Genomic DNA, 24,388 nt, shown 5'->3' on the forward strand with positions numbered 1-24,388 from the left:
ATGAAAAACACGCCCGAAGGCCCTCCCGCCTATGCTTAGCAGACCCCCAGACGGCGTCATTCCCCCATGCCTGAAACTCGTCCGCTGCAAGTTCATTACCTCAAGGCTGCGTGTTCCAGCTGCAGTGTATTGGAGTTGTGTCTTCCCATTGGCTTGTCCGAAGCAGAGGTTGAACGGCTGGACACGCTGATCGTGCAACGCTTCAAAGTTAAAAAGGGCACCGCGCTCTACCGCACCGGCGACCCGTTGCGTTCGCTCTACGCGGTACGTATCGGTTCATTCAAGACCTGTGTGGTGTCCGTCGATGGCCGCGAACAAGTCACCGGTTTTCACATACCCGGCGAAATGCTCGGTCTGGACGCCATCAGTGCCGAGGAGCACGCCTGTACGGCGATTGCCCTGGAGGACAGCGAAGTCTGTCCCATTCACTTTGCGCAGCTGGAAAAACTGGCGCAAACCCTGCCGTCGTTGCAGCACAACCTCAACCGGCTGCTGAGCCGCGAAATCGTGCGCGATCACAGCATGCTGATGTTGATGGGCAACATGAACTCCGATGAGCGCCTGGCGGCGTTTCTGCTGAACCTGTCCCAACGGTTCAGCATCCGTGGTTATTCATCCAAAGAGTTTGTGCTGAAAATGCGTCGCGAAGAAATCGGCTCCTACCTGGGGCTACGCCTGGAGACCATCTGCCGGGGCATTGCACACCTGCGGGACCAAGGGTTGGTGGAAATCGCCGGCCGCGACGTCAAGATCCAGAACATGGAAGGGCTCAAGCAGATGGTCGCCGGCTGTCATCGCCAACCCCGCTGATTTCGCCCGACTGGAGCTTCGTCATGCGCGCCATGGTTCTGTCTATCCCCGGCCAGCCGTTGCAACTGCAAGAACGCCCCATCCCGATACCCGGCCCACACCAACTGCTGCTTAAAGTGCTCGCCTGCGGCGTGTGCCGCACCGACCTGCACCTGGTGGACGGTGAGTTGCCGCAAGCCGTGCTGCCACGGGTGCCCGGCCATGAAATCGTCGGCGAAGTCACGGCAGTGGGCAGCGAGGTCACGCCCGACTGGATCGGTCGGCGGGTCGGCGTTCCGTGGCTTGGCTGGACCTGCGGTCAGTGCGGGTTCTGTACCTCGGGCCGGGAAAACCTGTGCGACCGTGCGCAGTTTACCGGTTGTCACCTGGACGGCGGATATGCCGAGTACACGGTGGCCGACCAGCGCTTCTGTTTCCCTATTCCCGAGGCGCTCTCGGACATCCAGGCTGCGCCGCTGCTGTGTGCCGGCCTGATCGGCTTTCGCGCGTTGCAAATGGCCAAGGGCGCTCGCCATTTGGGTCTTTTTGGCTTCGGGGCCGCCGCGCATCTGGCGATTCAGGTGGCGCGGGGCCGGGGTCAACGGGTATCGGCCTTCACTCGACCTGAGGACAGCGAAGGCCAGGCCTATGCCCGGTCACTGGGCGCCGAGTGGGCCGGTCCATCGGACCAGCCTCCGCCGCACCTGCTCGATGCCAGCCTGATTTTCGCCCCCGTCGGTGCGCTGGTGCCGCTGGCACTGGCCGTCACTGCCAAGGGCGGCTGCGTGATTTGCGCCGGTATTCACATGAGCGACATTCCCGCGTTCCCTTATCGGCTCTTGTGGGGCGAGCGCAGCGTGCGCTCGGTGGCCAACCTGACCCGTGAAGACGGCACCGCGTTTTTCGAAGAGCTGCAACACACGCCGGTGCATTGCGACGTCACCCGTTTTGCCCTGGAGGATGCCAATCAGGCCTTGGCGTGTTTGAGGGCCGGCCAGTTCAAGGGCGCAATTGTCCTCACGCCCTGACGTTTGACCTGACCGCCACAATGCTGCCCGGCACCGAGTACAGCGCACGCTCCGTGTTACTGCCGATCAATCGGTCGATGCCCACCCGGTGCACGGTGCCCATCACGACCACATCCGCCAGGTATTGCTCGACGAATTCACTGATCACCGGCACAGGCAGGCCCATGACAAAGTGCCGTCGCTCAGGTGGCACACCGTAGCGATCCGCCAGGGTGACAAAAGCCTGGTGCAAGGATTGGCGCAGCTCCTCGATATAATCCACGCCCCAGCCACCCCCGGCCAGCGGCGCGTCGCCGTTGAAGGCTGGCGACAAGTCATAGGCGTAAAGCAGATGCAGCGGAGCGTCGCATTGCAGCGCGAGGGCGTTAGCGGTCTGGATGATGGTGTCATTCAAGCCATTGATTTGAGTTAAAGGGTCGAACGGGTCCACCGCCGCCACGACCCGGTGCGGCAAGCCGTAACGCGTCTGGTTGACCAGGTGCACGGGGACCGGACTCTCGCGCAGCAAGTGGCAATCGAGCGGCGTGATGAATACCCGTTTGAGCAGCGGTTCGAGGGTGACGTCCTTGATCAGCAGATCCGGTTTGAAGTCTTCGATCGTTTTCAGAATATCCAGCAGCGGATGGGTGGTGAACACCACGTCAACCGTCACCTTCAGCCCCATCTCGTCAAGCCGGTCGCCCTCGTCGGCTGCCCAGCGACGAAAGCGGCGCAAATAGCCCTGATACCGTGCGTCGTCGATCTTGTCTTCCCACACATGCACCACCGGTGCCGGCTCGACAAAGGCCCGCACCGCCAGCTCGGCGCCGCTCGCCCTGGCCAGCGCGACGGCCCGCAGCATGGCGGGGGACTGATGCAGGGTTTGGTCGGCGATCAGCAACAGACGTTGATATTGGCCCATCACACACCTCGGCTCGACACCGGTCGTTGAACGCCGGCAGGTGTCCAAGACTGCGCTCGTTGCCCCCTCCTCCCGCTTGATTTACATCAAACATGAGCCAATGAACGCCTGCCGTCGCGACTCTCTGATCCAGATCATATTCAGGCGCCGCCAAGGGCGTAGAAAGGAAGTAACCGAACGGTTCGTCACCGTGCGCCCACCTTTCAAACCAGATGGAGGATCACACCATGCTGACTGTCAAAGACCACAATGACCGAGCCGCTGCCGCCTACGCCGCAGTCACCGGTAAATACTGGATTGAAGCACTCAAGGATGGACGTCATGTGCTGATCCGGCCGCTGGCGGAAAAAGACCGCGAGCGCGAACTCGCCTTTATCAAGCGGCTGTCGCCCGAGTCCCGGCACATGCGCTTTCTCGCCCAGATCAACGAGCCTGGTCCGAAAATGCTCGACCAGTTGATGGACACCGATAATAAACAGCGCACGGCCTACATTGCGCTGGTCCACGAAAATGGCCAACTGATCGAGATCGGTGTCAGCCGTTACGCCGCCACGGGCGAGCATGAATGTGAATGCGCCGTGACCGTCGCTGATGAATGGACGCACCTGGGTCTGGGCTCTTTGTTGATGGAGCATTTGATCAAGGCCGCGCGCAAGAACGGTTTCCACCAGATGTATTCGGTGGACGCCTCCAGCAATGCGCCGATGCGCGACCTGGCCAAAGCGCTGGGTTTCGAGACGCACAATGATCCCGATGACACCCGTCAGGTCATTCATCGTCTTTCCCTGTAAAAAATTGCCCCGCGATGTTCCGGCCAACGGTTCATCGCGGGGCGATCCAGCCTTCAGGATTGCAGGACCCTGCCCGGTTTGATGGCCAACACGCTGCAAGGCGCCCGATGCAACAATTGCTCGGCCGTGGTCCCCAACAGTTTGTTCAGCCCCTTGTGCTGCACCGTCCCCATCACGATGACATCGGTGTGGTGATCAGCGGCAAACTCACAAATGCTCGTCAGCGGCACGCCTTCGATGAAGTGACGATTCTGCGGCGCTATGCCGTGGCGCTCGGCCACTGCCGCAAACGCTTCGTGCTGGGTCGTTCCCAGGGTTTCGTATATCCCGACGGCCAATGGCAGCGCACCGAAGCCAATGTCCTGGGCGTACACGGCCGTCCAGTCATACACATGCACCAGCTCAAGCGCCGCACCACATACACTGGCCAGCTTCGCCGCGGCGTCGATAATCTGGTCGTTGAACACGTGGTCCTGATCCTCGCTGCGTAACACATCGATGATGGCCAGCACGTTGCGCGGCCTAGGGTTGAGGGCGTTGGTCACCAGGTGCACCGGCACCGGGCAATCGCGCAACAACTGCCAGTCCAGCGGGGTAAAAAAGACCCGCTTCAACGCCGACTCTTCCTGCGCATCCTTGATGATCAACGCCAAGGGCATCTCGTTGACGAAGTGCATGATCTCCTCGTAGGGATGCTGCACCCAGACCACCTCGCTGGTCACCTCGATCCCGTGTTTACTCATCAATCCGGCTTGCTCGGCGAGCCATTGCCGATGGGTTTGCAAATACCCGTCCCGGGCCACGTTGACCTGTTCGGGGGCAAACAGACCGGCCACCGCCAGGGCCTGCAAATAATCGAACGCCACAATGTGCAACGGCATCTGCATGGCGAGCGCCAACGCAGCTGCCCGGTCGAATGCCGGGGTGCGGGTCATGACTGAAGGAGCAATCAACAGTAAACGCTGTGTCTGCGACATGGTGCACCTCGGTACGCGGTCATCTTCATGGAAGGGACAGACCTGCAGATTGTGGCTTCCGGCCCCCCAGCGGCTTGATCTTTATCAATGACCCGGCGCGAAGCACCTTAATGCAGCAACATGCCCGCCCACATAGCCAGCGTCAGCAACACCTGGCCGGGAATCACGTATGCGGCGAATCGCCGCCCGCCGCTGACCCAGGCCACCAGGCATTTGCTCAAGGAGTTGCTGCTGACCGCGATCAGCGCAGGGCCAGCAATGGCGTCGAACGGCAACTGGCCCGATTTGGCCAGGGCGGCAATGGACGCCGTCGAGGCGTGCGCATCGGCGAATCCGGTCAAGGTGGCCGTCAGCATTACCCCCACCTCGCCGAAATGGCTGAGCATCACCGACGACACAAAGGTGATCCCGGTCATCATCAGCGTGACCATCAGGGCCAGCTTGAGGTTGAACGCGCCACCGACCTTGAACGGCTGGTTAGCGCCGCTCGCAGACCTTGGAAACATCAGGCAAACCCCATACAACGCAACGGCGGCGGCCCCGCACAACAGCGGCCCCCACATAGGTCGCAACAGACCGGTGTCAACCGCCCCCAGAATCAGGCCGACCTGCGTGACAGTGGCCAAATTGGACAGAATCGCTGCCGCGCTCAGGACTTTGACGTTGTCCGGTTCCTTGCTGACCAGATGCCCCATGGCCGCAATGGTCACGGTGCTGGACGCAAACCCGGAGGCAATCGCACTGACCGCATAGCCGTAGTGCGTACCCAGCGCCCGGACGGCGATATGCCCCACCGCGCCCACCGCCATCAGCAACACGGTCAGGGTGCAAATGGTGCGCGGATTGATGGCGGCGTAAGGACCGATGAAACGGTCTGGCACCAGCGGCAACAGCACCAGCGCAGCAATCAACAGCACCAGGCCGTCGCGCATTTCCGCTTCGGTCAATTGGCTGCGGGCAAAGTGGTGCAACTTTTGACGGTAGGCCAGCAGCCCCGCGATCACCACGCCAATGGCAATCGCCAGCTCCGGCGCGGTGCCACATAACGCGCCCAGTACCAGCACCGCAAGCAATGCCACTTCACTGGTCACGCCAGGATCATTACTCGGACTGCGCCAGTACGCCACGGTGATCAGCAATGCCAGACAGATCGCCATGATTCCCAGCAGCAAGCCACCTCCGACCTGCATCGCCCCATAGCCCAACAGCGCCGTAATGGCGAAAGTGCGCAATCCGGCACAGGCCCGGCTATCCCCTCGTCCCTTGCGTCGTTCACGTTCAAGACCGATGAGCATGCCGATCCCCAGCGCAGCCGCCGCACCGGTCATGCCGAGGGTTTCATTCATTGGACTCTCGATCCGGGGTGAGCCCCGGCCCACCTACGCTCAGTTCACGCCAGATTGCGCCGTACTGATCAAGCATAGATTGATCATGATCAACCCCGTCGAGTATCGACCTTGCGACCGCACGTCCGACCTTCCCGCTTCACAGGCGCCGGCTTGACAAAGATCAAGCTGCAATTCCCGGTCAACGGCAGTATCGGCATCAGGTACACGCGCCAACTAACCTTCGCGGCCTGTTCCGGCCAGCGTCTGAGTGATGACCCTAGGGAGAATTGTCATGTCCGAGCAATCACGTTTCATGCTGGTCGTCTCGCCCCTGATGGAAAACAGCCCCGCGTTCGACCGGGCCGCCGCACTGGCCAAGGCTGAAGACGCAGCGCTGCACATCGTCGCCTTCGATTACCTGGAAGGCTTGGCGACCGCCGGCCTGGTCAACGATCAAGCGCTGGAGCAGATGCGCCTGGGGTACATCGAGCGCCACCGTCAATGGCTGGAAGAACAGGCCCGCCCCCTGCGCCATATTGGCGTGACCGTCACCACAGAAGTGGTCTGGGTCGAAAAACCGCTGCAGGAAATCCTGATCCATCTCAAGGAACAGCCCATGGCCCTGCTGATCAAGGCACTGGAACATGAATCGCTGCTGTCACGGATGATGTTTACGCCCCTGGATATCCATTTGCTGCGCGAATGCCCGGTGCCGCTGCACTTTGTCAGTCATATGCAGCACGCCTTGCCGCGCAGGATCGTCGCGGCGGTCGACCCTTTCCATCGTGACGGTCAGTACGAAGGCTTCAACGACCGGATCCTGCATGAAGCGGTGAAGCTGGCAACGGCGTGCAACGCCCGGCTCGACGTGGTTTACGCCTATGACTTGTCTTCGATCGGCGCCGATGAATTCGGCTTCGACAATGCCTCCGGATTCTTCTCCTCGACCACTGCCAAGACCCTGTTCGACGCTCAGGGCGAAGCCTTCAACGACCTGGCCGAGCGCAACGGTATCCCACCCGGGCAACGGCACATGGTCATGGGCAACCCGGCCAAGGTCCTGGCCAGTTATGCCGATGCCTACAACACCGACGTGATCGTCATGGGGCGGGTTGGCCATCGCGGCATAGGCCGGCTGATTGGCAGCACGGTAGAACACTTGCTGTACAAAATGCCATGCAGCGTCTGGGTGGTTTCGCCCGAAGTGCTCAGCGACTGAAACCCTGCGAACCAGGGCTGCCGTGTCCAACGGCAGCCCATTTGTGTAAATCGCCCCAGGCCACTTTGTATTCCATTGGTCGAAACATCCTTGCTCTGTAGATTCAATGTAGATAGTTTTGAGTCTATGGAATCAGAGTGAGGTATCACACATGGCAGTCCCACTCCGGGAACAGGCACTCACCAAAACCCAATGCGTGACAGGCCTGCGTGCAGCCGTCGGCATCCTCGAAAAATGGCGCGCCTCCAGCGAGCAGGCCTGTCGCATCCTGCGCATTTCCCGCAGCACTTATACCCGCGCCCGGCAGCGCGATCCCTCGTGGTCCGTGGCGCTGGATTCAGACCAGATGCAACGCATCAGTTTCGTGCTCAACACCCACGCCGCACTGCGCCTGGTCTTCGATAACCCGGATAACGTCTACGGCTTCGCGTCGATGGCCAACCACAACGAGTTTTTCAATGGCCGCAGTCCGCTGGAGATCATGGCTCAGGGCGACATGATTTCCTTGTATGAAACCTTCAAGCGCATCGACGTGCTGCGCGGTGCGCAATGGTAACGGTGAACGAACTGGCAGAATTGGCCGGCGAGCAGCTGCAGGCTTATCGATTGGTCAATTCGAAGTTTCCACCGATCGCGATGTTCGATGACGTGGCGGATGCGGACGAGTTTGAGGTGCTGTATCAGATTCAAGCGTTGACGAATCCAAGGCTGAAAAATGAAGTGGGTCATCTTGAGTTGATTGCCCGGGATCAGATCCCGTTCGGCATTCCTGGCTGTTCTTACGCGACAGCGCCTTTTACCCACATCAACCCGGCGGGTTCGCGGTTCAGCGATGGCAGTTTTGGGGTGTTGTACCTGGCGGACTCCATGGAAACGGCGTTGGCCGAGGTGCGGCATCACCAGAGCCTGTACTGGTCGAATGTGCCGAGCCTCAACTATGAGCGGTTTGTGTTCCGGGGGCTGTCCTGCTCTTTCGTGGATGCAGCGATGAGAGATGCTGCGTCCATTGCGCTGACCGATCCTGTTTATGACCCTGACGATTACACCGAGTCGCGGCGCTTGGGGAGGTCCGTCAAAGAGGCGCGCTGTCCTGGCATTCGTTACCACTCTGTGCGTTTGCAGGGCAGTTATTGCTGGGCGCTGATGACGCCGAGACCGGTTTTATCCATCGTTCAGGCGGCGCATTACGAAATGGTCTGGAATGGTCAGATGACGAGTGTCAATAAGATCAGCGAAGCCTGAGGCGTCTAAACCGGGGCTTTCGCACTCATTACCGGCGTCGATAGTCACCATCGACTCAATGAAGTTCTCATAAAAAATCCGCGGCGTAAGATCGGCTCCATACCAAACAACTACACCCCGGAGCACACCATCATGAAACGCCAAATCCTTCTCAGCATCGCTTTCTCGGTTTTCGCAGTTAACGCTTTCGCCGCTTCTTCTGCTCACCCGGTTGTCGCTGAAGGCGGCTCGGATCGTCTGATTGAAAGTCGTGTTGCCGAAGGTGGCTCCGACCGTCTGATTGAAAACCGCGTTGCTGAAGGTGGTTCTGACCGCCTGATTGAAAGCCGCGTCGCTGAAGGTGGCTCCGACCGTCTGATCGAAAACCGGGTTGCTGAAGGTGGGTCGGATCGTCTGATTGAAAACCGCGTTGCTGAAGGTGGTTCGGATCGTCTGATCGAGAACCGTGTTGCTGAAGGTGGCTCGGATCGTCTGATCGAGAACCGGGTTGCTGAAGGTGGTTCGGACCGCCTGATCGAAAGCCGCGCTGTATAAATGAATGGTTTCACCGAAGTCCTCGACGAAAAGCCCGGCCTCATCAGCCGGGCTTTTTTACGCTCTGGAGCCAGCACTTACCCTGGTGAGGTTTGGCTTCGCGCTGGTGTGTCTCAATACTGCGCTCGTAGCGTTGGGCGCCGGATTGCTGAGTGGATGGGCACTCCAATGAGCAGCGTGCGGATTAGCCTGATTACGCTCTGGACAGGCAGATTGCGCACCGATCAACCCCACCGTTAATCCACGATGAACAACTTGGCACCCGTGGTGCTGAAAGATCGATGCCCTTCTGCATTGTTGCCCACCTGATAGCTCATCCCTGCGGTGAGCGTGAACTGGCGACCGTCCTCCAACTCAGTGTGCAACTCACCTTCCAGACACAACAGGATATGACCTCTCCAGCACCAGTGATCCGCCAGGTAGCCGGGGCTGTATTCGACCATCCGCACACGGGTCGAGCCAAACTGGCAGGTTCGCCAATGGGCGGTACCCGTCTCACCCGCATATAGGACAGGTTCGACCGTCGACCAGTCGGTCGTACCAAAGGGAATAGCCGTCAGATCCATGGTTACCTCATCAATGAAAGAGTGTCTGTAGACCGTACCCATCCAGTGGTACTTTCGATAGACACAGATACCTCGCATTCATGAGATACAGACGTCCGCTTTAGCATGATCGCCAGAACGGTATCCCGGTTTTGTCATCCCCAAACGGAACGTCGGCGCCTTTTAAAGCGCCGATCTCTCCCGCTACACCGGTTTGTTCAGTGCAGCATCGATCATCAGACGCACGCCCCGCAGCACTTGGGCCGACACTTCAGGCCGCGCCTTCGACGTAGCACGCGCAACCGAGAGGGCGCCCACCATCGCGGCGACGATGCCCATGGCGGTGGCCAGCGCGTCGACCTCGGGATTGTTAGCGGCGACCCTGCGCTCAAACGCCCGCACCAGCACCATGTAGCCCTCGGTGAACTTCGCGCTGATCGCAACATCCTGACGGCCGATTTCGCTGGCAGACGCTGCCATTGCGCAGCTCTCGGCGTAGTTGTCGAGGCTGTCCACAGCCAGATAGTCGGACAGGAAACGCTCCAGGTCCGGCTCGCCATCGATGGTGCCGGTATAGAGCTTGGCATTGCCCTGCTCCAGGCTCCACGCCAGTGCCTCGGCGGCCAGCGCTTCCTTGGAGGGGAAGTGCGCGTACAGCGCGCCGTGGGTCAAGCCGGCCGACTTGCTGATTTCGGCAACGCCCACACCATCGATCCCTTTCTCGCGAAACAGACGGCTGGCGGTCTCCACCAGCGCGGCGCGATTGGCTTCTGATTTTTCTTTCGAGATTTTCATAATGAGGCTCCTCTGCGCTCATCCTTGCACACTATGATTGCGATCACAATTAACCAATTACCCTTGCCTGACTGGAATATATTACGGACAGAATATTTATGTTGACTTTAATAAATGCGACCACCATTATTAATTCAATGATTGCGAGCGCAATCTTACAGGGCGATAACCGCTCATCCAACCGGAGTACATCTCATGAACATAAAAAATTCCGTAGCCTTCGTGACCGGCGCCAACCGCGGTCTGGGCCTCGCGTTCGCAAAAGAGCTCGTGGCGCGCGGTGCGAGCAAGGTCTACGCCGGAGTGCGCAACCCTGAAGGCGTCAACATTGCGGGGGTGATCGCCATTCGCCTTGACGTCAGCGACCCGGCATCGGTAGCCGCGGCGGTGGCCCAGGCAGGCGACGTGACGCTGCTGGTGAACAATGCCGGCATCGCCCGCCTTCTGCCATCGATGCTCGATCCTGGCCTGGTGGAAGCCGCTCGCGAAATCTTCGAAACCAACTATTACGGCGTCATGCACGTCAGCCTGGCCTTCGCCCCCGTGCTTAAAGCCAACGGCGGCGGCGCGATCGTCAACGTACTGTCGGATGCGGCCTGGGTTGCCGCGCCGTTCCTGTCCGCCTACGCGGCATCGAAAGCGGCTGCATGGAGCTTCACCAACTCGCTGCGCATTGAACTCCAAGGCCAGGGCACCAGCGTGCAAGGCCTGCATGTGGGCTTTATCGACACCGACCTGACCCACGGTTTTGACGTACCGAAAGTCCAGCCATCCGACGTTGTGATCCAGTCGCTGGACGGCGTGGAAGCCGGCGTGAAAGAAGTGCTCGCAGACACAGGCACACGCGCCATAAAGGCCAGCCTGTCGACTGATCAAGCGGCTTACCTGAATCCCGAAACCGTCGCGTAAGGAGCCCACCATGCACCTCTTCCAGCGACTGACCCTCGGGGCTGTCTTTGCCTTCTCGATCAGCGGCGCCATCGCAGCGCCGGCGGCCACACATAACAGCGCACCCAATCAATTCGTCGAAGCTGACGGCGTGCGGTATGCCTATCGCCAGTTCGGCGCGCAGACGGGCGTGCCTGTCATCTTGCTCCAGCACTTTCGCGGCAACATGGATTACTGGGACCCGGCCTTGACCGATGGCCTGGCAAAGCAGCGGCCGGTCTACCTGTTCGACAATGCCGGCGTGGGCCTCAGCAGCGGCGAAACGCCCGACTCGTTCGAAGCCATGGCCGATCACGTCGCTGCCTTTGCTCGCGCACGCGGGTTGACGCAGGTCGATGTGCTTGGCTTCTCAATCGGCGGCATGGTGGCGCAGGAAGTTGCGTTGCGTCATCCGCAACTGGTGCGCCGGCTGATCCTGGCGGGAACGTCGCCGCGTGGCGGGGTCTCGGGACATGATCCCCGGGTTCCCGGTATTGCGTTGCGCGAATCGATCGCCACACAGGAAGAAACTGCTTACCTGTTCTTCGATCCGGCGCCGGCAAGCCAGCAGGCCGCCCGGGAATTCTGGGACCGGCGTCACCAGCGCACGGAAGGCCTCGACAAGCTCAGTTCGATGAAGGTCATCGCGGCCCAAGGCGCGGCGCTGGGCAAGTGGAGCGTTCCCGGTGACGGCACTTTTTCGCAATTGAGCCAGATCACCCAACCGACCCTGGTGGTCAACGGCAGCAAGGACGTGATGGTGCCCACCGAGAACTCCTACACGCTGCAACAGCATATTCCGAACGCCAAGTTGCTGATCTATCCAAGTTCGGGGCACGGCGCATTGTTCCAGTACGCCAACGATTTCGTGCAGCAAGCCAATGCCTTCCTGGACCAGGCCGAATCCCATCGCTTTCGAAAACCCTTGAACGACACGCCGTCGCGCTAAGGAAATCCAATGTAGTCCCTTGTTTTATTGCCCCTAATCCCCCCTGGAGTTACGACCATGTCAGCACTATCGTCTGCGGCGTTCCGTCGCTGCTTGTTAGCTGTTTCAGCAACCGCTGGTGCCTTGGCACTGGTCGCCCTCGTCTCGCCCTCTTACGCCCGGGCCGCAACACCGCCTGTGGCCGCCGCCACCGTTGAGAAGGACAGCGCCATTCGTCCTTTCAAGGTCAACATTCCTGAAGACGCGGTGGCTGATCTGCGCAAACGCGTACTGGCGACCCGTTGGCCCGACCGCGAAACGGTCAATGACCAATCTCAGGGCGTGCAGCTTGAGAAACTGCAGGCACTCGTGGGCTATTGGGGGACGCAATACGACTGGCGAAAAGTTGAAGCCCAACTCAATGCCTTGCCGATGTTCGTGACCAACATCGACGGCCTCGACATCCAGTTCATCCACGTCAAATCGAAACATCCCAACGCCCTGCCGCTGCTGCTCACCCACGGCTGGCCCGGTTCGATTCTGGAACTGACCAAAGCCATCGGCCCGTTGACCGACCCGACGGCCTACGGCGGTCGCGCCGAAGATGCCTTTGACGTGATCATTCCTTCGATGCCCGGCTACGGCTTCTCGCAGAGACCTACCGATGGCGGCTGGGGTCCCGACCGTATCGGCGTGGCGTGGGACGTGTTGGTCAAGCGCCTGGGCTACAAGCGTTACGTGTCGCAAGGTGGCGACTGGGGATCGGTGATCGCCGACGCCATGGGGCGCCAGGCACCGCCCGGCTTGCTGGGGATCCACGTGAACATGCCGGCCACCGTGCCTGCCGATGTCGCCAAGGCAATCAACGACGGCACCTCGCCTCCCGCCGGTCTGTCGGCCAAGGAGACCGCGGCCTATGAGTCGCTGAAAACCTTCTTCGGCAAAAATGCGGCTTACGGCGCCATGATGAGCACCCGGCCACAAACGGTTGGTTACGGCTTGTCGGATTCACCCGCAGGCCTGGCCGCGTGGATGTTCGATAAATTCAACCAGTGGACCTACAGCGGCGGCGATGCAGAAAAATCCCTGACCAAGGACGAGATCCTCGACGGTATTTCACTGTATTGGCTGACCAACAGCGCGATATCCTCCGCTCGCCTGTATTGGGAAAACAACACCAACAACTTCAACGCCGTTGAACAGAAGACCCGGGATATCAAGATCCCTGTCGCGGTGACCGTGTTCCCCGGCGAAATCTATCAGGCGCCGAAAACCTGGACCGAACGCGCCTATCCCAACCTGATCTATTTCAACGAAGTGGATAAGGGCGGCCATTTTGCGGCCTGGGAACAGCCTGAACTGTTCGCCAAAGAACTGCGCGCCGCCTTCCGCTCCTTGCGCTAAATACTACGCTGCACGGGCCTGCCCATCGTCCTGATGGGCAGGCCGCACTATCGATTGGCATCTTAAAAGACATGGATCAGGCCTAATCGGTGTCATTCAGAAGAAGGCCGCGAGCTCGTAGCTTTGCGCTTGCGTCGAGCCTCTTCATCCTCCGCCAGAGCCTGACGAACCAGCGCCCGAGCCGCCCAGGTGGCGGCGTCGAGTGATTCTTCGACACTCGCGCCACTGATATCGCGCACGGCGATCAACGCCTCTGTACCGATGACGATCGACAGCGCCTGCTTCAGCCGCTTGCGCGCCCGGGGTGCGAGCACATCCTTCAGCGAGTCGACAATCGGCTCGATGTAGCGCTGTTCGCGGTACACGCCCATGTCAATTTGTTGGGATGGGTGTCGATGGCCCTGTTCGGGATCATCGGCACTGCACACCCGTCCATTACCGAGGGACGCGTGGCCGCCACGCAGTTCTGGATGTACAACGTTGGCGTCCCGGTGTTGCTCGGCGCACTGACGCTGCGGCTCAAGGGTTTCCCGTCAGTCGAGCCGTTGATTGGCGTCGCCTCAATTCTCATTGGCTGCAGCGTGCTGCTTTTTGTCTGGCTGGTGTTCTCGCGCATCGGTGCGAGAGCCGAGTACTTGAGCAGCACAGCACCCGAATCGCGCCTGTCTTGACGCACAAAACACGTAGCCGCTTTGGGCAGCGTCGGTGCGCGGTGAATCCGCCCCGGATCGATGGCTGCCCTGAGCTATTGGCAACTGTTCAGGTCTGCACGTCGGGCATCAACTGACCCACAGCGAACTCATGACCCGCACCGGTGATTGGAAACCGGGAAACTTTCGCACTCAGGATCCACCACTGTGTATCATCGGCGCAGGCCGATGCTGCCCGCCGCTCGCTTCCGAAAGGAAAGGTGAAAGCATTTCTTCTCCCCCCAAATCCTGTCGCAACTCTTGAGAGTCGAGGTTTGGCAACGCGAGCACCAGAATACCTTGGCTACAGGAGGAACGATGTTTTCAATCGAACAAGCCAAACAGATGGCCAAGAGGCTACGTGCCTCGCTTGAGGCGCGCAATCAAGAGGCGTCTCACTCAACGGTGCTTGAAATGGTAGCGCATCAATTGGGTTTCAAGGACTGGAACACCGCGTCTGCGATGCTCCCCCATGAACCGACCCAACCCCTCATTGCATTCGAAAAAGCCGTCCCGATATTGCGGATGTTCGACGAAACCAAGGCGCGCGAGTTTTACCTTGATTTTCTAGGGTTCAGCGTCGAATTCGAACACCGATTCGAAGCAGATCTGCCGCTATACCTGGGAATCAGCCGAAACGGCCTGCAACTCCATCTTTCCGAACATCATGGCGATGCCAGCCCGGGATCGACAGTTTTTGTCCCGATGCAAAATATCGAACTGCTGCGCGACGAATTGCAGGGCAAACGCTACGGATACGGACGGCCAGATATCGTTCAGCAAGGTTGGGGGCAAGTGCTGGAAGTCTATGACCCATTCGGCAATCGAATTCGGTTCTGCCAAAGCTAATCCTGCCTGGCGGGCTGGGGTGACCCAGCCTGCTTCAAGGTCAGTCGATCCGGGTACTTGTCCTATGCTCTATCTAACCCACAACGCCAGACACTGACATGCCCGCCCCCGAATCCGCCCTCCTCGACAGCTGGCACCACAACGCCCATTCCTGGATCGAAGCCATCCGCAGCGGCGCCATCGAAAGTCGCCTCACGGTCACCGACCAGGCGATCCTGCTGGCGGTGCTAGGTCGCCAACCGGAACGCGTGCTCGACCTGGGCTGCGGCGAAGGCTGGCTGTTGCGCGCATTGGCTCAACGGGGCATTGAGGCGATCGGTGTGGATGGCGATGGGACGCTGGTCGAGGCGGCGCGGGCGGCAGGCGCTTCATCGGTGCAGGTGGCGAGCTATGACGAGTTGGTGGAAGCGAAGGTGGACATCGGCCGCGACTACGATCTGATCTGCGCCAACTTCGCCCTGCTGCACCAAGACATTATCCCGCTGCTCGCCGCCATGAACGCCCTGCTCGCCCCAGGCGGCGCGCTGGTGATTCAGACGCTGCATCCGTGGGCCGTGGCGGCGGGTGACTATCAGGACGGTTGGCGAGAGGAGACCTTTGCCGGATTCAAGGGCCAGTGGCGACCGATGCCGTGGTATTTCCGCACTCTGTCCAGTTGGCTGAATGCGCTGGACATGGCCGGTTTTCGTCTGGCCAGCCTGCAAGAACCGCAGCACCCGCAAAGTTCGGTGCCGCAGTCGTTGCTGTTGGTGGCCGAGCCGCGCCAGTGAGTGCGGGTCGGGGCGCTGTTCAGACAGTCGACTGAACAACCGTCGCCTGCCGCCCTTTGAACGCCAGCCCGAAGCAGAAAAATATCACCAGGGCGAACCCGGCCGGGAACAACCAGATGCTCTTCCAGTCATGGCTGCCCGTCAGCGCAAAGTGGTCGGTAACCTGCCCCGCGACCCAGAATCCGATCAGCATGCCCAAGCCGTAGGTCGCCAGGGTAATCAGGCCTTGGGCCGAACTTCTGAAGCGTTCCGGTGCTTTGGCGTCGGTGTAGATCTGGCCGGACACAAAGAAGAAGTCGTAGCAGATGCCGTGCAAGGCAATGCCGGTAAACAGCATGAACGCCAGGTCGCCGTTGTTACCGTAGGCGAACAACAAATAGCGCAAAGCCCACGCCAGCATGCCCACCAAGAGCGCAAGCTTGATCCCGAAGCGGTGAATGAACAGCGGCAGAAGCAGCATGAACAGCACTTCGGAAACCTGCCCGATGGCCATTTTTGCCGTTGGGTTGGTCACGCCGATTTCCGCCAGGAACGGATTGGCATTCTGGTAATAAAACGCCAGCGGAATGCAGATCAGAATGGAGGCGATAAAGAACACCAGGTAGCTGCGGTCCTTCAGCAAGCTCAGGGCATCGAGCCCGAGCATTTGCTTGAGGCCGCTGCGGCCCTCTTCGGGTTTCAGTGGCGCGGTGCGCGGCAAGGTGAAGCTGTAGAGGCCGAGCACCAGAGAGGCAATCGCCGACATCAGAAAGGTGTTGCGCAGCCCGCCTGAGGAAATCATCGCCTGGGAATCCCAGGCAAACACAAAACTGATGACCACACCGGCCACGATCCAGCCGATGGTGCCCCACACGCGGATGCGGGAGAACTCGAGAGCCGGGTCACGCATCTGCCGGAACGCCACTGAATTCACCAGTGCCAGGGTCGGCATGTAGATCATCATGTAGGCCAGCACGTACGGGTAAAACGTGCTGAAGTCCGGCGCGCGATACAGCTGATACAGCAACACGGCGCCCAGCAGGTGCAGCACCGCGAGAATGCGTTCGGCATTGAAGAAGCGGTCGGCGATCAAGCCGATCACAAAGGGCGCAAGAATAGCGCCCCAGGACTGGGTCGAGAACGCCATGCCGATCTGGCCGCCGTTGGCGCCCAGGTTACTGGCGAGGAACGTACCGAGGGTGACGAACCATCCGCCCCAGATAAAGAATTGCAGGAACATCATGGCGCTCAATCGCGCGGTCATCGTGGACATAACAGTCACCGTCTTATTGTTTTTTTTGTTGGAGAGAGGAGCAAACAACGTTGTGATCAGGCGTCGGGCAACCCCAACAATCGTCGATTGAAAGCTGCGTCCGACTGCACGCTGGCGAAATCATCAAAAGCCTTCTGTGTCTTGGTGATCATGTGCTGCTCGATAAACGTCGCCCCTTGCGCAGCGCCCTGGGCGGAATCCTTGAGGCAACACTCCCACTCGAGCACGGCCCAGCCGCTGAAGTCGTATTGAGTCAATTTGCTGAAGATCGACTTGAAATCGATCTGGCCATCGCCCAGCGAGCGGAAACGCCCCGGCCGCTCGACCCAGCCCTGATAACCGCCGTAGACGCCCGAACGGGCATCGGGCCGGAACTCGGCATCCTTGACGTGGAACATGCGGATCCGCGCGTGGTAGCGATCGATGAAACCGAGGTAGTCCATTTGCTGCAGCAGCAGATGGCTGGGGTCATACAGAATCGCGGCCCGTGGATGGTGATCCACCGCCTCCAGAAAGCGCTCGAACGAGGCGCCGTCGTGCAGGTCTTCGCCGGGGTGGATTTCGTAGCACAGGTCGACACCCGCCTCCTCGAAGCAATCAAGAATCGGCAACCAGCGCTTGGCCAGTTCGGCAAAGCCTTGTTCGACCAACCCGCTCGGGCGTTGCGGCCATGGGTAGACATAGGGCCACAGCAGCGCGCCGGAGAAGGTCGCGTGGGCCTTCAACCCCAAGCGCTGACTGGCGCGGGCGGCGAGTTTCAATTGCTCGATCGCCCACTCGGTGCGCGCTTGGGGCTGGCCGCGTAAATGCGCCGGGGCAAAGTCGTCAAACAAGGTGTCGAACGCCGGATGCACCGCCACCAATTGGCCTTGCAGGTGCGTCGACAACTCGCTGATCTCGACGCCTGCTTTAGCGCAGACGGTTTTCAATTCGTCGCAGTAATCCTGGCTGTCGGCGGCGCGAGCCAAGTCGATGTACTGCGTGCCCAGGGTCGGCAATTGAATGGCTTTGTAGCCTTGGGACGCCGCCCACTGGGCGATATTGGCCAGTGTATCGAACGGCGCTTCGGCGGACATGAACTGCGCGAGGAAGATCCCCGGGCCGCGCAGGCCTGCTTGAGATGAAGGGTTCACGGTTGAGTGCTCCGGGTTCATTGAGGGCAGACCAGTTCGGTCCATTTCGTGTCGCCACGATGATTGGCAATCACCGCTTCGATGAAGGCCATGCCACGCAGCCCGACATCGATGCCCGGTACGCCGGGGGCTTCGTTGCCGTTGACGTTGCTGCGGATCGCGTTGGCGAAATCGCCGTAGAGGTTGGCCATGGCTTCCAGATAGCCCTCGGGATGCCCCGCCGGCAAACGCATGCGCCGAGTCGCGGCGTCGCACAACCAAGGTTGGCCGACACCGGAACGCAGCACGCGCATGGGTTGATCCAGGGAACGATGGATCAGGCTCGCCGGTTCTTCCTGACGCCATTCCAGGCCGCCCTTGTCGCCGTAGATGCGGATCTTAAACGGGTTCTCTTCGCCCGCGCAGACCTGGCTGGCAATCAACACGCCACTCGCGCCGTCGGCCATCTTGAACAGCATCGCGGCGTCATCGTCCAGTTGCCGACTGGCGATATGGGTATTCAACATTGCGCACAGGTGCTGGATGGGTTGGTCCGCGACGAATTCGGCCAATGAAAAGGCATGGGTGCCGATATCGCCGATGCAGCCGCCCAGGCCGGACTGCTCGGGCAGATCGCGCCAGCCGGCCTGCTTGTTGCCCTGCCCCGCCACATCCTCGCTCAACCAGCCTTGGGGGTACTCGACAATCACTTTGCGCACGGTGCCGATCACGCCTTCGCGCACCATCTGCCGCGCCTGCCAGACCATCGGATAACCCAGGTACGTGTGGGCCAGGCCATAGAGGCGATCGCTGTGCTCAAGCACAGCCTTGAGCGGCAGCAGCTCGGCCAGATTCAACGCCGCCGGTTTTTCGCTGAACACATGAAACCCCGCGCTCAGCGCCTGGCTGGCAATCGGGGCGTGCAGGTGATTGGGGGTGACAATGATCAGCAGCTCCATGCGCTGGTCGGCGGGCAGCGCGCGCTCGACCTCCAGCATCTGCCGCCAGTCGCTGTAGCAGCGCGATGCGGACAAGCCCAGCGCGGCACCGGTGTCCTGATTGTTGCGGGCATCGCGGCTGAACGCGCCACACACCAGTTCAAAACGACCATCGAGCCCGGCAGCCTGGCGGTGGGCCTGCCCGATGAAGGCACCCTCCCCGCCACCGACAAAGCCCATTCTTATTTTTGCCACTGGAACAGTCATCGCAATTCTTCTCTGTTTGAGGCGGCTTCAGACGGCTTTAAAGGGATGAAACCTCAAGCCTATGTAACCGGTTACATCGTGACAGAAATTTAGGCCCTGATTGACGAGGTGTCAAACCCCAAATCAATCGCCAGGAAAATTTCAGGGTGGCCTCGACCTGCGCTAAGCTCGCCGCTGCACAGTTCGATAACGAGGTGGTCTTGTCCAATATCCGCGAAGTAGCCAGGCTGGCCGGTGTTTCCGTCGCCACGGTGTCCAGGACGCTGAAGTCGCCTGAGCGCGTGCTCCCCGACACGCGCGACAAGGTCAACGCCGCCGTGGAAAAAGCCGGTTATCGACCAAACCTCATGGCGGTGCAATTTCGTTCGCGCAGAACCGGCAACCTGGTGATTCTGGTGCCGACTGTCGCCAACACCTTTTTCGCCAAGGTGATCAGCGGCGCGCAACAGGCCGCCCAGCTCGCCGGTTATCGGCTGTTGCTGTGCGACACCCAGGGTCGGGAAGAGATCGAACGGGAATTTGCCGAATTGGTGTACGCCCATCAAGCCGATGGCGTGATCCAGCTGCGCGCCTATGACCCTTTCGAAGCGCCCTTCCCCAGCGCCGAATTGCCGCCAATCGTCAATGCCTGCGAGGTGATTCAGGGCGGTCGTCATCCCACCATCAGCCTCGACAACCGCGCAGCCGCCAAGGCCATGACCGAGCATCTGATCGAACTCGGCCACCGCCGCATCGGCCTGATCAAAGGCCCGAAAAGCAGCCCGCTGACCCGCGATCGCGTGGCCGGTTATCAGGACGCCTTGCATCAGGCCGGGATCGCGTCGGACCCCGCGCTGATCTGCCATGGCGATTTCAGTCTCAAGGCCGGCGATGACGGTGCCGCCGCGATGCTGGACTTGCCCGACCGCCCCACGGCGCTGTTTTGCGAAAACGATGAAATGGCCATCGGAGCATTGAAACGCATCAAGCAACAGGGCCTGCGAGTGCCAGAGGACATTTCATTGGTGGGTTTCGACGACATCCCTTTCGCGGCGTACTGCGATCCGCCCCTGACGACTATCTCGCAACCCGCCGAAACCTTCGGCCAGAAAGCCGTGGAGATGTTGATTGCGCTGATCGAGAAGAAACCGATCGAGCAACGGCATGTGGTGTTGCCGTTTGAATTGACGTTGCGCAACAGCACGGCGGTGGTCAGGGAGCGCTGACACTCGCAGGGTCAGAGCACCGCCGCATGCTCAAAAAAATGGAAACCTCACGCATTCGGTGGAACCTAGCCGGAGCGCCAGCCTCGGATATATAAATCTGCGTGGGTGAACACATGGCTACCGAGGCGACGTTACTGCGCCAACGCAAAGTGCTCGCCGAGTTTGGCGAACTGGCGTTGGTCTCAGACAATCTTGAGCACATCCTCGACGAAGCGTGTCGTTTGGTCGGGGAAGCGCTTGAAACTCATCTGTCCAAGTTCATGCTGTTGCAAGACGACGGCATCACGTTTGTGGTGCGAAACGGCGTTGGCTGGACCCCGGACGTGGTCGGAAAGGTACGGGTTCAAGCCTGCGAAGGAAGCCCGGAGCGGTTTTCACTGGACTCGGACGCCCCGGTTATTTCGACGGATATTTCGACAGAAACTCGCTTCCGCTATCACCATTTTCAAAAGAAAAACGGGGTAAAAGCCTTCGTCAACGTTCTGGTGTACGGGGCCACGGAGAACCGTCCTTTCGGCATCTTCGAGGTCGACAGTCGAAGCCCTCGCCAGTTTACGGACAGCGACATCGATTTTCTTCGTGTCTACAGCAACCTGCTCGGCGCGGTGTTAAAGCGCTCCAACACCTTGCAGGCCATGCGTTCAACGGAAGAACGATTGCGTGAAAGCGAAAGGCACTACCGGATCGCGGCGGAACTCAATCCGCTCTGGCCCTGGACGGCGGACAAGGGCGGCACACTGACCTCCATTGATCAGCGCTGGTACGAATACACCGGGATGACCTCGGCAGAGACATTAGGGCATCAATGGGCTAAAGCTGCTCACCCTGAGGACCGGGAATCTCTGGAGAACCTCTGGAGTCGTTCCCTGACCACACTGGAGCCGTTCGACACGCAAGTGAGGCTGCAAAAAAACACCGGGGAATATCGCTGGTTCAGAACCCGGGCACTGCGCAGCTTCGACGCTGCCGGACAAAATGAACAGTGGTATGGAACCATCGAGGATATCGACACCCGGGTGCAATTGGAGGGCGCGCTTCGAGACTGGAACGACTTGCTTGAGGACCGAATTGCCCAGCGGACGGCTCAGCTTGAGGCCGAACAGCAAGAACGCGCAATGACCGAATCCAAGCTTCGGCAAAGTCAGAAAATGGAAGCGGTTGGCCAACTGACTGGCGGCATCGCCCATGACTTCAATAACTTGCTGGCGGGCATTATCGGCAGCCTGGAGCTGTTGCAACGACGTATCGATGCGGGTCGCTTCGATGAGCTGACTCGCTATGCCTGCGTGGCGATGACCTCAGCCTCCAGAGCCGCTGCACTAACGCAACGTCTGTTGGCGTTTTCGAGACAGCAATCACTCCAGCCTGAACTGCTCGAACCCCGGACAGTGGTGGCGGGACTCGATGAAATGATTCGGCGCTCAGTCGGCCCCAGCATCATCGTCGAATGCTCCTTTCGCGCAAACGATCGCATCCGCTGTGACCTCAACCAACTGGAAAACGCACTGCTTAACCTCGCGATCAATGCCCGGGATGCCATGCCCAATGGCGGCACCCTGAATCTGGGGGTCGATCGATGCGTCATCGATCAGGCATCGTCTACCGAGAAAATGGTGCCGTCAGGCGCCTATGTCACGATATCGGTGACGGACTCAGGCACGGGCATCAGCGCGGAGAATTTATCGCGCATTTTTGACCCGTTCTTCACCACCAAGAAAATCGGCGAAGGCACGGGCCTGGGCCTCTCGATGATTTACGGCTTCACCCAGCAATCCGGTGGGCAGGTCAGGGTTCACAGCAGCCTGGGTGTGGGTACGACAGTGACGATGTTCTTTCCAGTGGACAACTCGCAGCCTGCCCGGAACACAGCCGACCCGGATGAGACTCAAGCATCGGAGCCATTCGGCCACAATGAAACCATCCTGCTGGTGGACGATGAAACGGCCATTCGGCAAATGGCCTCGGAGTTCTTGTCCGACATGGGCTATCGGGTCATTGAAGCGGTCGACAGCGTCTCAGCCTTCAGACAAGCGGAAAAGCTGGACCACATCGATCTGCTGCTCACGGACATCGGCTTGCCCGGACTGATGAACGGGGTCGCCCTGGCGGCGGAGTTCAAGGCGAAATACCCGAAACTCAAGGTGCTGTTCATCACCGGATTTGCCGGTGGTTCGAACCTGGTTTCCGTTGATTCGACGACCCGGCTACTGACCAAGCCGTTCAGCCTGAACGACCTCGGCCAGCGCGTGCGCTCGCTGGTCAGCGCAGGAGCATAACTGAATGCCAGGCTAAGGAACCGCGGGATTGAGCGCACCGGCTGTCCAGTTTTCCTGTCAGCGAGCGGATATCACGCCAGCTCACCGCGCATAAGACTAGGGTGAATGAGCAGTCCCATTAATGAGCTGGAGTTCTTCGCATGTCTTATGACGCAAGCATCAACCAACGTTTCAAGGATGAAACCGATGGGCTGACCAGCGAATACTGGGTGGAATCCTTGGCGGACGGTACGCCCCTGCTGATTCGCGAATTGGCAGAAACCGATCGAGACCGGGATCTGGCCTTTTTCAACGAGCTCGGCAAAGGCAAACCGCATTTTCATTTTCTGGCCTCGTTCAGCAATCTGGTCGAACCCCACGACCAGCTCATGGATATCAACCTGAACAATCGCATGGCCTACCTTGCGCTGGCATACGAGGGCAATCAGCTCATTGAAGTGGGTACGGCGCGTTACGGGGCGTACGAAGGCGACGCCCATTGCGAGTTCGCTGTGGCGGTGGTTGAACGCTGGCAACGACGAGGCGTCGCCAAGGCGCTGTTGCAACATTTGATGGACACCGCCACACGCCAGGGCTTCAGCAAAATCTCGTCGATGGATTCCTCCGGTAACGAGGCGATGCACGGCCTGGCAGTCCATATGGGATTTACCAGCAAAAACGACGACCAGCACGGGCCGCAGATTTTTCATGAGTACGTTCTGGCGCCTTAGCTTTATCCTGCGATTCGCGCAGCGTGTCCTTTCGCGTGTCGCGCGAATCCGATCCTGATGCCCACCAACATGGCGGCATCGCATTGCTCGACAGGGCACGTTTGCTCATGCCGTTCGCTTGAGTCCGCTGGACCCGGAAATATTCAGGATGCAGGTGGGCACGTCGCTCGCGATTGCCCGAGTGACCGCGGCCCTCTTGCAGCGTTAAAATCCGCCAGGTTTGGTTCCCCCCCGTTTGAGGAAGACTCCGTTATGTCCAGTCTCGACACCTCCCTGCAAGACAGCGCCGCGCCTGAAGGCGTTTGCTATGGCTGCGGCAGCAGCAATCCACACGGGCTCCACATCAAGAGTTACTGGGATGAGGACGGCGTGCATGTCTTGGCTGAGCACGTGCCTGATCCCATGTATTGCGGCTGGCCGGATCTGGTGTACGGCGGGTTGATTGCGATGCTGGTCGACTGCCATTCAAACTGGACAGCGATGGCTTATCACTACCGGACGGAAAACCGCGAAGTGGCCAGCCTCCCTCGCATCAATTGCGTCACCGGCAACCTCGGCATCAAGTTCATCAAACCGACACCGATGGGCGTACCGCTGACCCTGCGTGCCCGGGTGGAAGGCGATGTCGGGCGCAAAACCCGTGTGATCTGCGAGGTCTACGCCGGGGACGTGCTCACGGCGGTTGGCGACTCGGTGTTTGTGCGCGTGGATACCGGGCAATTGGCGGCTGCGGCGCACAGTCGGTAGTTAGTTTCTACGCACTAGAGACAGTTCCGTCGCGGGACCTCGTCAGAAAATCGGAATCATTGAGCATCCCGTCGCAATCACGAAAGTCGCCCTGATGCTGACGATAAAAGTTATGCGCGGCGCTTCGAATGTGGGCTTTAATGTCCGTGCCTATGGGCAACCACA

General features: G+C 59.8%; 24 protein-coding genes and 2 pseudogenes. 17 read left to right on the forward strand and 9 right to left on the reverse strand.

Annotation, left to right across the window (positions count from 1 at the left end; genetic code table 11):
- Positions 1 to 66: 66 nt before the first annotated feature.
- Together fnr and ACA060_RS16720 are read left to right on the forward strand one after the other, a co-directional pair.
- The gene (gene fnr / locus ACA060_RS16715; protein ID WP_497311852.1) at positions 67 to 810 is read left to right on the forward strand and encodes a fumarate/nitrate reduction transcriptional regulator Fnr; all 744 of its coding nucleotides are present in this window, start codon (positions 67 to 69) and stop codon (positions 808 to 810) included.
- A 23-nt stretch (positions 811 to 833) separates the two neighbouring features.
- Complete coding sequence (locus tag ACA060_RS16720) at positions 834 to 1,817, forward strand: zinc-dependent alcohol dehydrogenase family protein (protein WP_109632494.1); 984 nt, start codon at positions 834 to 836, stop codon at positions 1,815 to 1,817.
- Here ACA060_RS16720 and ACA060_RS16725 read toward each other — a convergent pair.
- Positions 1,807 to 2,718, reverse strand: a complete 912-nt coding sequence (locus ACA060_RS16725; protein ID WP_497311853.1) for a universal stress protein — start codon at positions 2,716 to 2,718, stop codon at positions 1,807 to 1,809. The two genes, ACA060_RS16720 and ACA060_RS16725, sit on opposite strands and share 11 nt — an antisense overlap.
- 227 nt (positions 2,719 to 2,945) lie before the next feature.
- On the opposite strand from ACA060_RS16725, the gene ACA060_RS16730 reads away from it, so the two are divergent.
- The gene (locus ACA060_RS16730) at positions 2,946 to 3,509 is read left to right on the forward strand and encodes a GNAT family N-acetyltransferase (protein WP_497311854.1); all 564 of its coding nucleotides are present in this window, start codon (positions 2,946 to 2,948) and stop codon (positions 3,507 to 3,509) included.
- Between the two features lie 53 nt (positions 3,510 to 3,562).
- Here the strand turns inward: ACA060_RS16730 and ACA060_RS16735 are convergent, their stop codons facing one another.
- Together ACA060_RS16735 and ACA060_RS16740 are read right to left on the reverse strand one after the other, a co-directional pair.
- Positions 3,563 to 4,486 carry a universal stress protein gene (locus tag ACA060_RS16735; protein WP_497311855.1) on the reverse strand — a complete coding sequence of 308 codons (924 nt, stop codon included), beginning with the start codon at positions 4,484 to 4,486 and terminating at the stop codon, positions 3,563 to 3,565.
- Positions 4,487 to 4,593: 107 nt separating this feature from the next.
- Positions 4,594 to 5,832, reverse strand: a complete 1,239-nt coding sequence (locus ACA060_RS16740) for an MgtC/SapB family protein (protein ID WP_109632502.1) — start codon at positions 5,830 to 5,832, stop codon at positions 4,594 to 4,596.
- A gap of 274 nt (positions 5,833 to 6,106) precedes the next feature.
- Here ACA060_RS16740 and ACA060_RS16745 point away from each other — a divergent pair, with 274 nt between their 5' ends.
- From ACA060_RS16745 to ACA060_RS16760, 4 genes are all read left to right on the forward strand, one after another.
- Positions 6,107 to 7,033, forward strand: a complete 927-nt coding sequence (locus ACA060_RS16745; protein ID WP_109632504.1) for a universal stress protein — start codon at positions 6,107 to 6,109, stop codon at positions 7,031 to 7,033.
- Positions 7,034 to 7,184: 151 nt separating this feature from the next.
- A complete protein-coding gene (locus ACA060_RS16750) occupies positions 7,185 to 7,589 on the forward strand; it encodes an antitoxin Xre-like helix-turn-helix domain-containing protein (protein WP_497311856.1) in 405 nt (134 codons plus the stop codon).
- Entirely contained in the window at positions 7,583 to 8,275 is a 693-nt protein-coding gene (locus ACA060_RS16755; RefSeq protein WP_497311857.1) for an RES family NAD+ phosphorylase, read from the forward strand. The genes ACA060_RS16750 and ACA060_RS16755 overlap by 7 nt, the downstream gene beginning before the upstream one ends.
- Before the next feature lie 132 nt (positions 8,276 to 8,407).
- Positions 8,408 to 8,809: a hypothetical protein gene (locus tag ACA060_RS16760; protein ID WP_497311858.1), complete on the forward strand. Its 402-nt coding sequence runs from the start codon at positions 8,408 to 8,410 to the stop codon at positions 8,807 to 8,809.
- A 236-nt stretch (positions 8,810 to 9,045) separates the two neighbouring features.
- Here the strand turns inward: ACA060_RS16760 and ACA060_RS16765 are convergent, their stop codons facing one another.
- Together ACA060_RS16765 and ACA060_RS16770 are read right to left on the reverse strand one after the other, a co-directional pair.
- The gene (locus ACA060_RS16765; RefSeq protein ID WP_497311860.1) at positions 9,046 to 9,375 is read right to left on the reverse strand and encodes a DHCW motif cupin fold protein; all 330 of its coding nucleotides are present in this window, start codon (positions 9,373 to 9,375) and stop codon (positions 9,046 to 9,048) included.
- 183 nt (positions 9,376 to 9,558) lie between these two features.
- Positions 9,559 to 10,149 (reverse strand): TetR/AcrR family transcriptional regulator, encoded by a 591-nt coding sequence (locus tag ACA060_RS16770; protein ID WP_497311862.1) that lies wholly within the window; start codon positions 10,147 to 10,149, stop codon positions 9,559 to 9,561.
- A gap of 195 nt (positions 10,150 to 10,344) precedes the next feature.
- Between ACA060_RS16770 and ACA060_RS16775 the strand changes: the two genes are divergently transcribed.
- Genes ACA060_RS16775 through ACA060_RS16785 form a run of 3 tightly spaced genes read left to right on the forward strand, consistent with a single transcriptional unit; the run spans position 10,345 to position 13,408 of the window.
- Positions 10,345 to 11,058 (forward strand): SDR family oxidoreductase, encoded by a 714-nt coding sequence (locus ACA060_RS16775; protein WP_497311864.1) that lies wholly within the window; start codon positions 10,345 to 10,347, stop codon positions 11,056 to 11,058.
- A gap of 10 nt (positions 11,059 to 11,068) precedes the next feature.
- A complete protein-coding gene (locus ACA060_RS16780; protein ID WP_497311866.1) occupies positions 11,069 to 12,025 on the forward strand; it encodes an alpha/beta fold hydrolase in 957 nt (318 codons plus the stop codon).
- A gap of 57 nt (positions 12,026 to 12,082) precedes the next feature.
- Positions 12,083 to 13,408, forward strand: coding sequence for an epoxide hydrolase family protein (locus ACA060_RS16785; RefSeq protein WP_497311868.1), 1,326 nt, complete (start codon positions 12,083 to 12,085; stop codon positions 13,406 to 13,408).
- A gap of 92 nt (positions 13,409 to 13,500) precedes the next feature.
- On the opposite strand, the pseudogene ACA060_RS16790 reads toward ACA060_RS16785, so the two are convergent.
- Positions 13,501 to 13,767: pseudogene (locus ACA060_RS16790) on the reverse strand (TetR/AcrR family transcriptional regulator); the annotation flags it as partial.
- Between ACA060_RS16790 and ACA060_RS16795 the strand changes: the two are divergent.
- The 3 genes and pseudogenes from ACA060_RS16795 to ACA060_RS16805 form a co-directional block, all read left to right on the forward strand.
- A pseudogene (locus ACA060_RS16795) lies at positions 13,750 to 14,079 on the forward strand (hypothetical protein); the annotation flags it as partial. The pseudogenes ACA060_RS16790 and ACA060_RS16795 sit on opposite strands and share 18 nt — an antisense overlap.
- A gap of 336 nt (positions 14,080 to 14,415) precedes the next feature.
- Positions 14,416 to 14,946, forward strand: coding sequence for a glyoxalase superfamily protein (locus ACA060_RS16800; protein WP_497311870.1), 531 nt, complete (start codon positions 14,416 to 14,418; stop codon positions 14,944 to 14,946).
- 98 nt (positions 14,947 to 15,044) lie between these two features.
- The gene (locus ACA060_RS16805; RefSeq protein WP_497311872.1) at positions 15,045 to 15,716 is read left to right on the forward strand and encodes a class I SAM-dependent methyltransferase; all 672 of its coding nucleotides are present in this window, start codon (positions 15,045 to 15,047) and stop codon (positions 15,714 to 15,716) included.
- Between the two features lie 19 nt (positions 15,717 to 15,735).
- On the opposite strand, the gene ACA060_RS16810 is transcribed toward ACA060_RS16805, so the two are convergent.
- From ACA060_RS16810 to ACA060_RS16820, 3 genes are read right to left on the reverse strand one after another with little or no spacing between them, the layout of a single operon-like run.
- Positions 15,736 to 16,968 carry a nucleoside permease gene (locus ACA060_RS16810; protein WP_497311874.1) on the reverse strand — a complete coding sequence of 411 codons (1,233 nt, stop codon included), beginning with the start codon at positions 16,966 to 16,968 and terminating at the stop codon, positions 15,736 to 15,738.
- 56 nt (positions 16,969 to 17,024) lie between these two features.
- The gene (locus ACA060_RS16815; RefSeq protein ID WP_497318279.1) at positions 17,025 to 18,122 is read right to left on the reverse strand and encodes a sugar phosphate isomerase/epimerase family protein; all 1,098 of its coding nucleotides are present in this window, start codon (positions 18,120 to 18,122) and stop codon (positions 17,025 to 17,027) included.
- Positions 18,119 to 19,258: a Gfo/Idh/MocA family protein gene (locus ACA060_RS16820; RefSeq protein WP_497318281.1), complete on the reverse strand. Its 1,140-nt coding sequence runs from the start codon at positions 19,256 to 19,258 to the stop codon at positions 18,119 to 18,121. Before ACA060_RS16820 ends, ACA060_RS16815 begins: the two co-directional genes overlap by 4 nt.
- Positions 19,259 to 19,485: 227 nt before the next feature.
- On the opposite strand from ACA060_RS16820, the gene ACA060_RS16825 reads away from it, so the two are divergent.
- The 4 genes from ACA060_RS16825 (at position 19,486) to ACA060_RS16840 (ending at position 24,223) form a co-directional block, all read left to right on the forward strand.
- Positions 19,486 to 20,490 (forward strand): LacI family DNA-binding transcriptional regulator, encoded by a 1,005-nt coding sequence (locus tag ACA060_RS16825; protein WP_497311876.1) that lies wholly within the window; start codon positions 19,486 to 19,488, stop codon positions 20,488 to 20,490.
- A 113-nt stretch (positions 20,491 to 20,603) separates the two neighbouring features.
- Positions 20,604 to 22,766 carry an ATP-binding protein gene (locus ACA060_RS16830; RefSeq protein ID WP_497311878.1) on the forward strand — a complete coding sequence of 721 codons (2,163 nt, stop codon included), beginning with the start codon at positions 20,604 to 20,606 and terminating at the stop codon, positions 22,764 to 22,766.
- Between the two features lie 140 nt (positions 22,767 to 22,906).
- Positions 22,907 to 23,476: a GNAT family N-acetyltransferase gene (locus tag ACA060_RS16835; RefSeq protein ID WP_497311880.1), complete on the forward strand. Its 570-nt coding sequence runs from the start codon at positions 22,907 to 22,909 to the stop codon at positions 23,474 to 23,476.
- Positions 23,477 to 23,728: 252 nt separating this feature from the next.
- A complete protein-coding gene (locus ACA060_RS16840; protein WP_497311882.1) occupies positions 23,729 to 24,223 on the forward strand; it encodes a PaaI family thioesterase in 495 nt (164 codons plus the stop codon).
- Positions 24,224 to 24,388 lie beyond the last annotated feature (165 nt).

This window comes from Pseudomonas sp. LBUM1671, assembly GCF_059695685.1.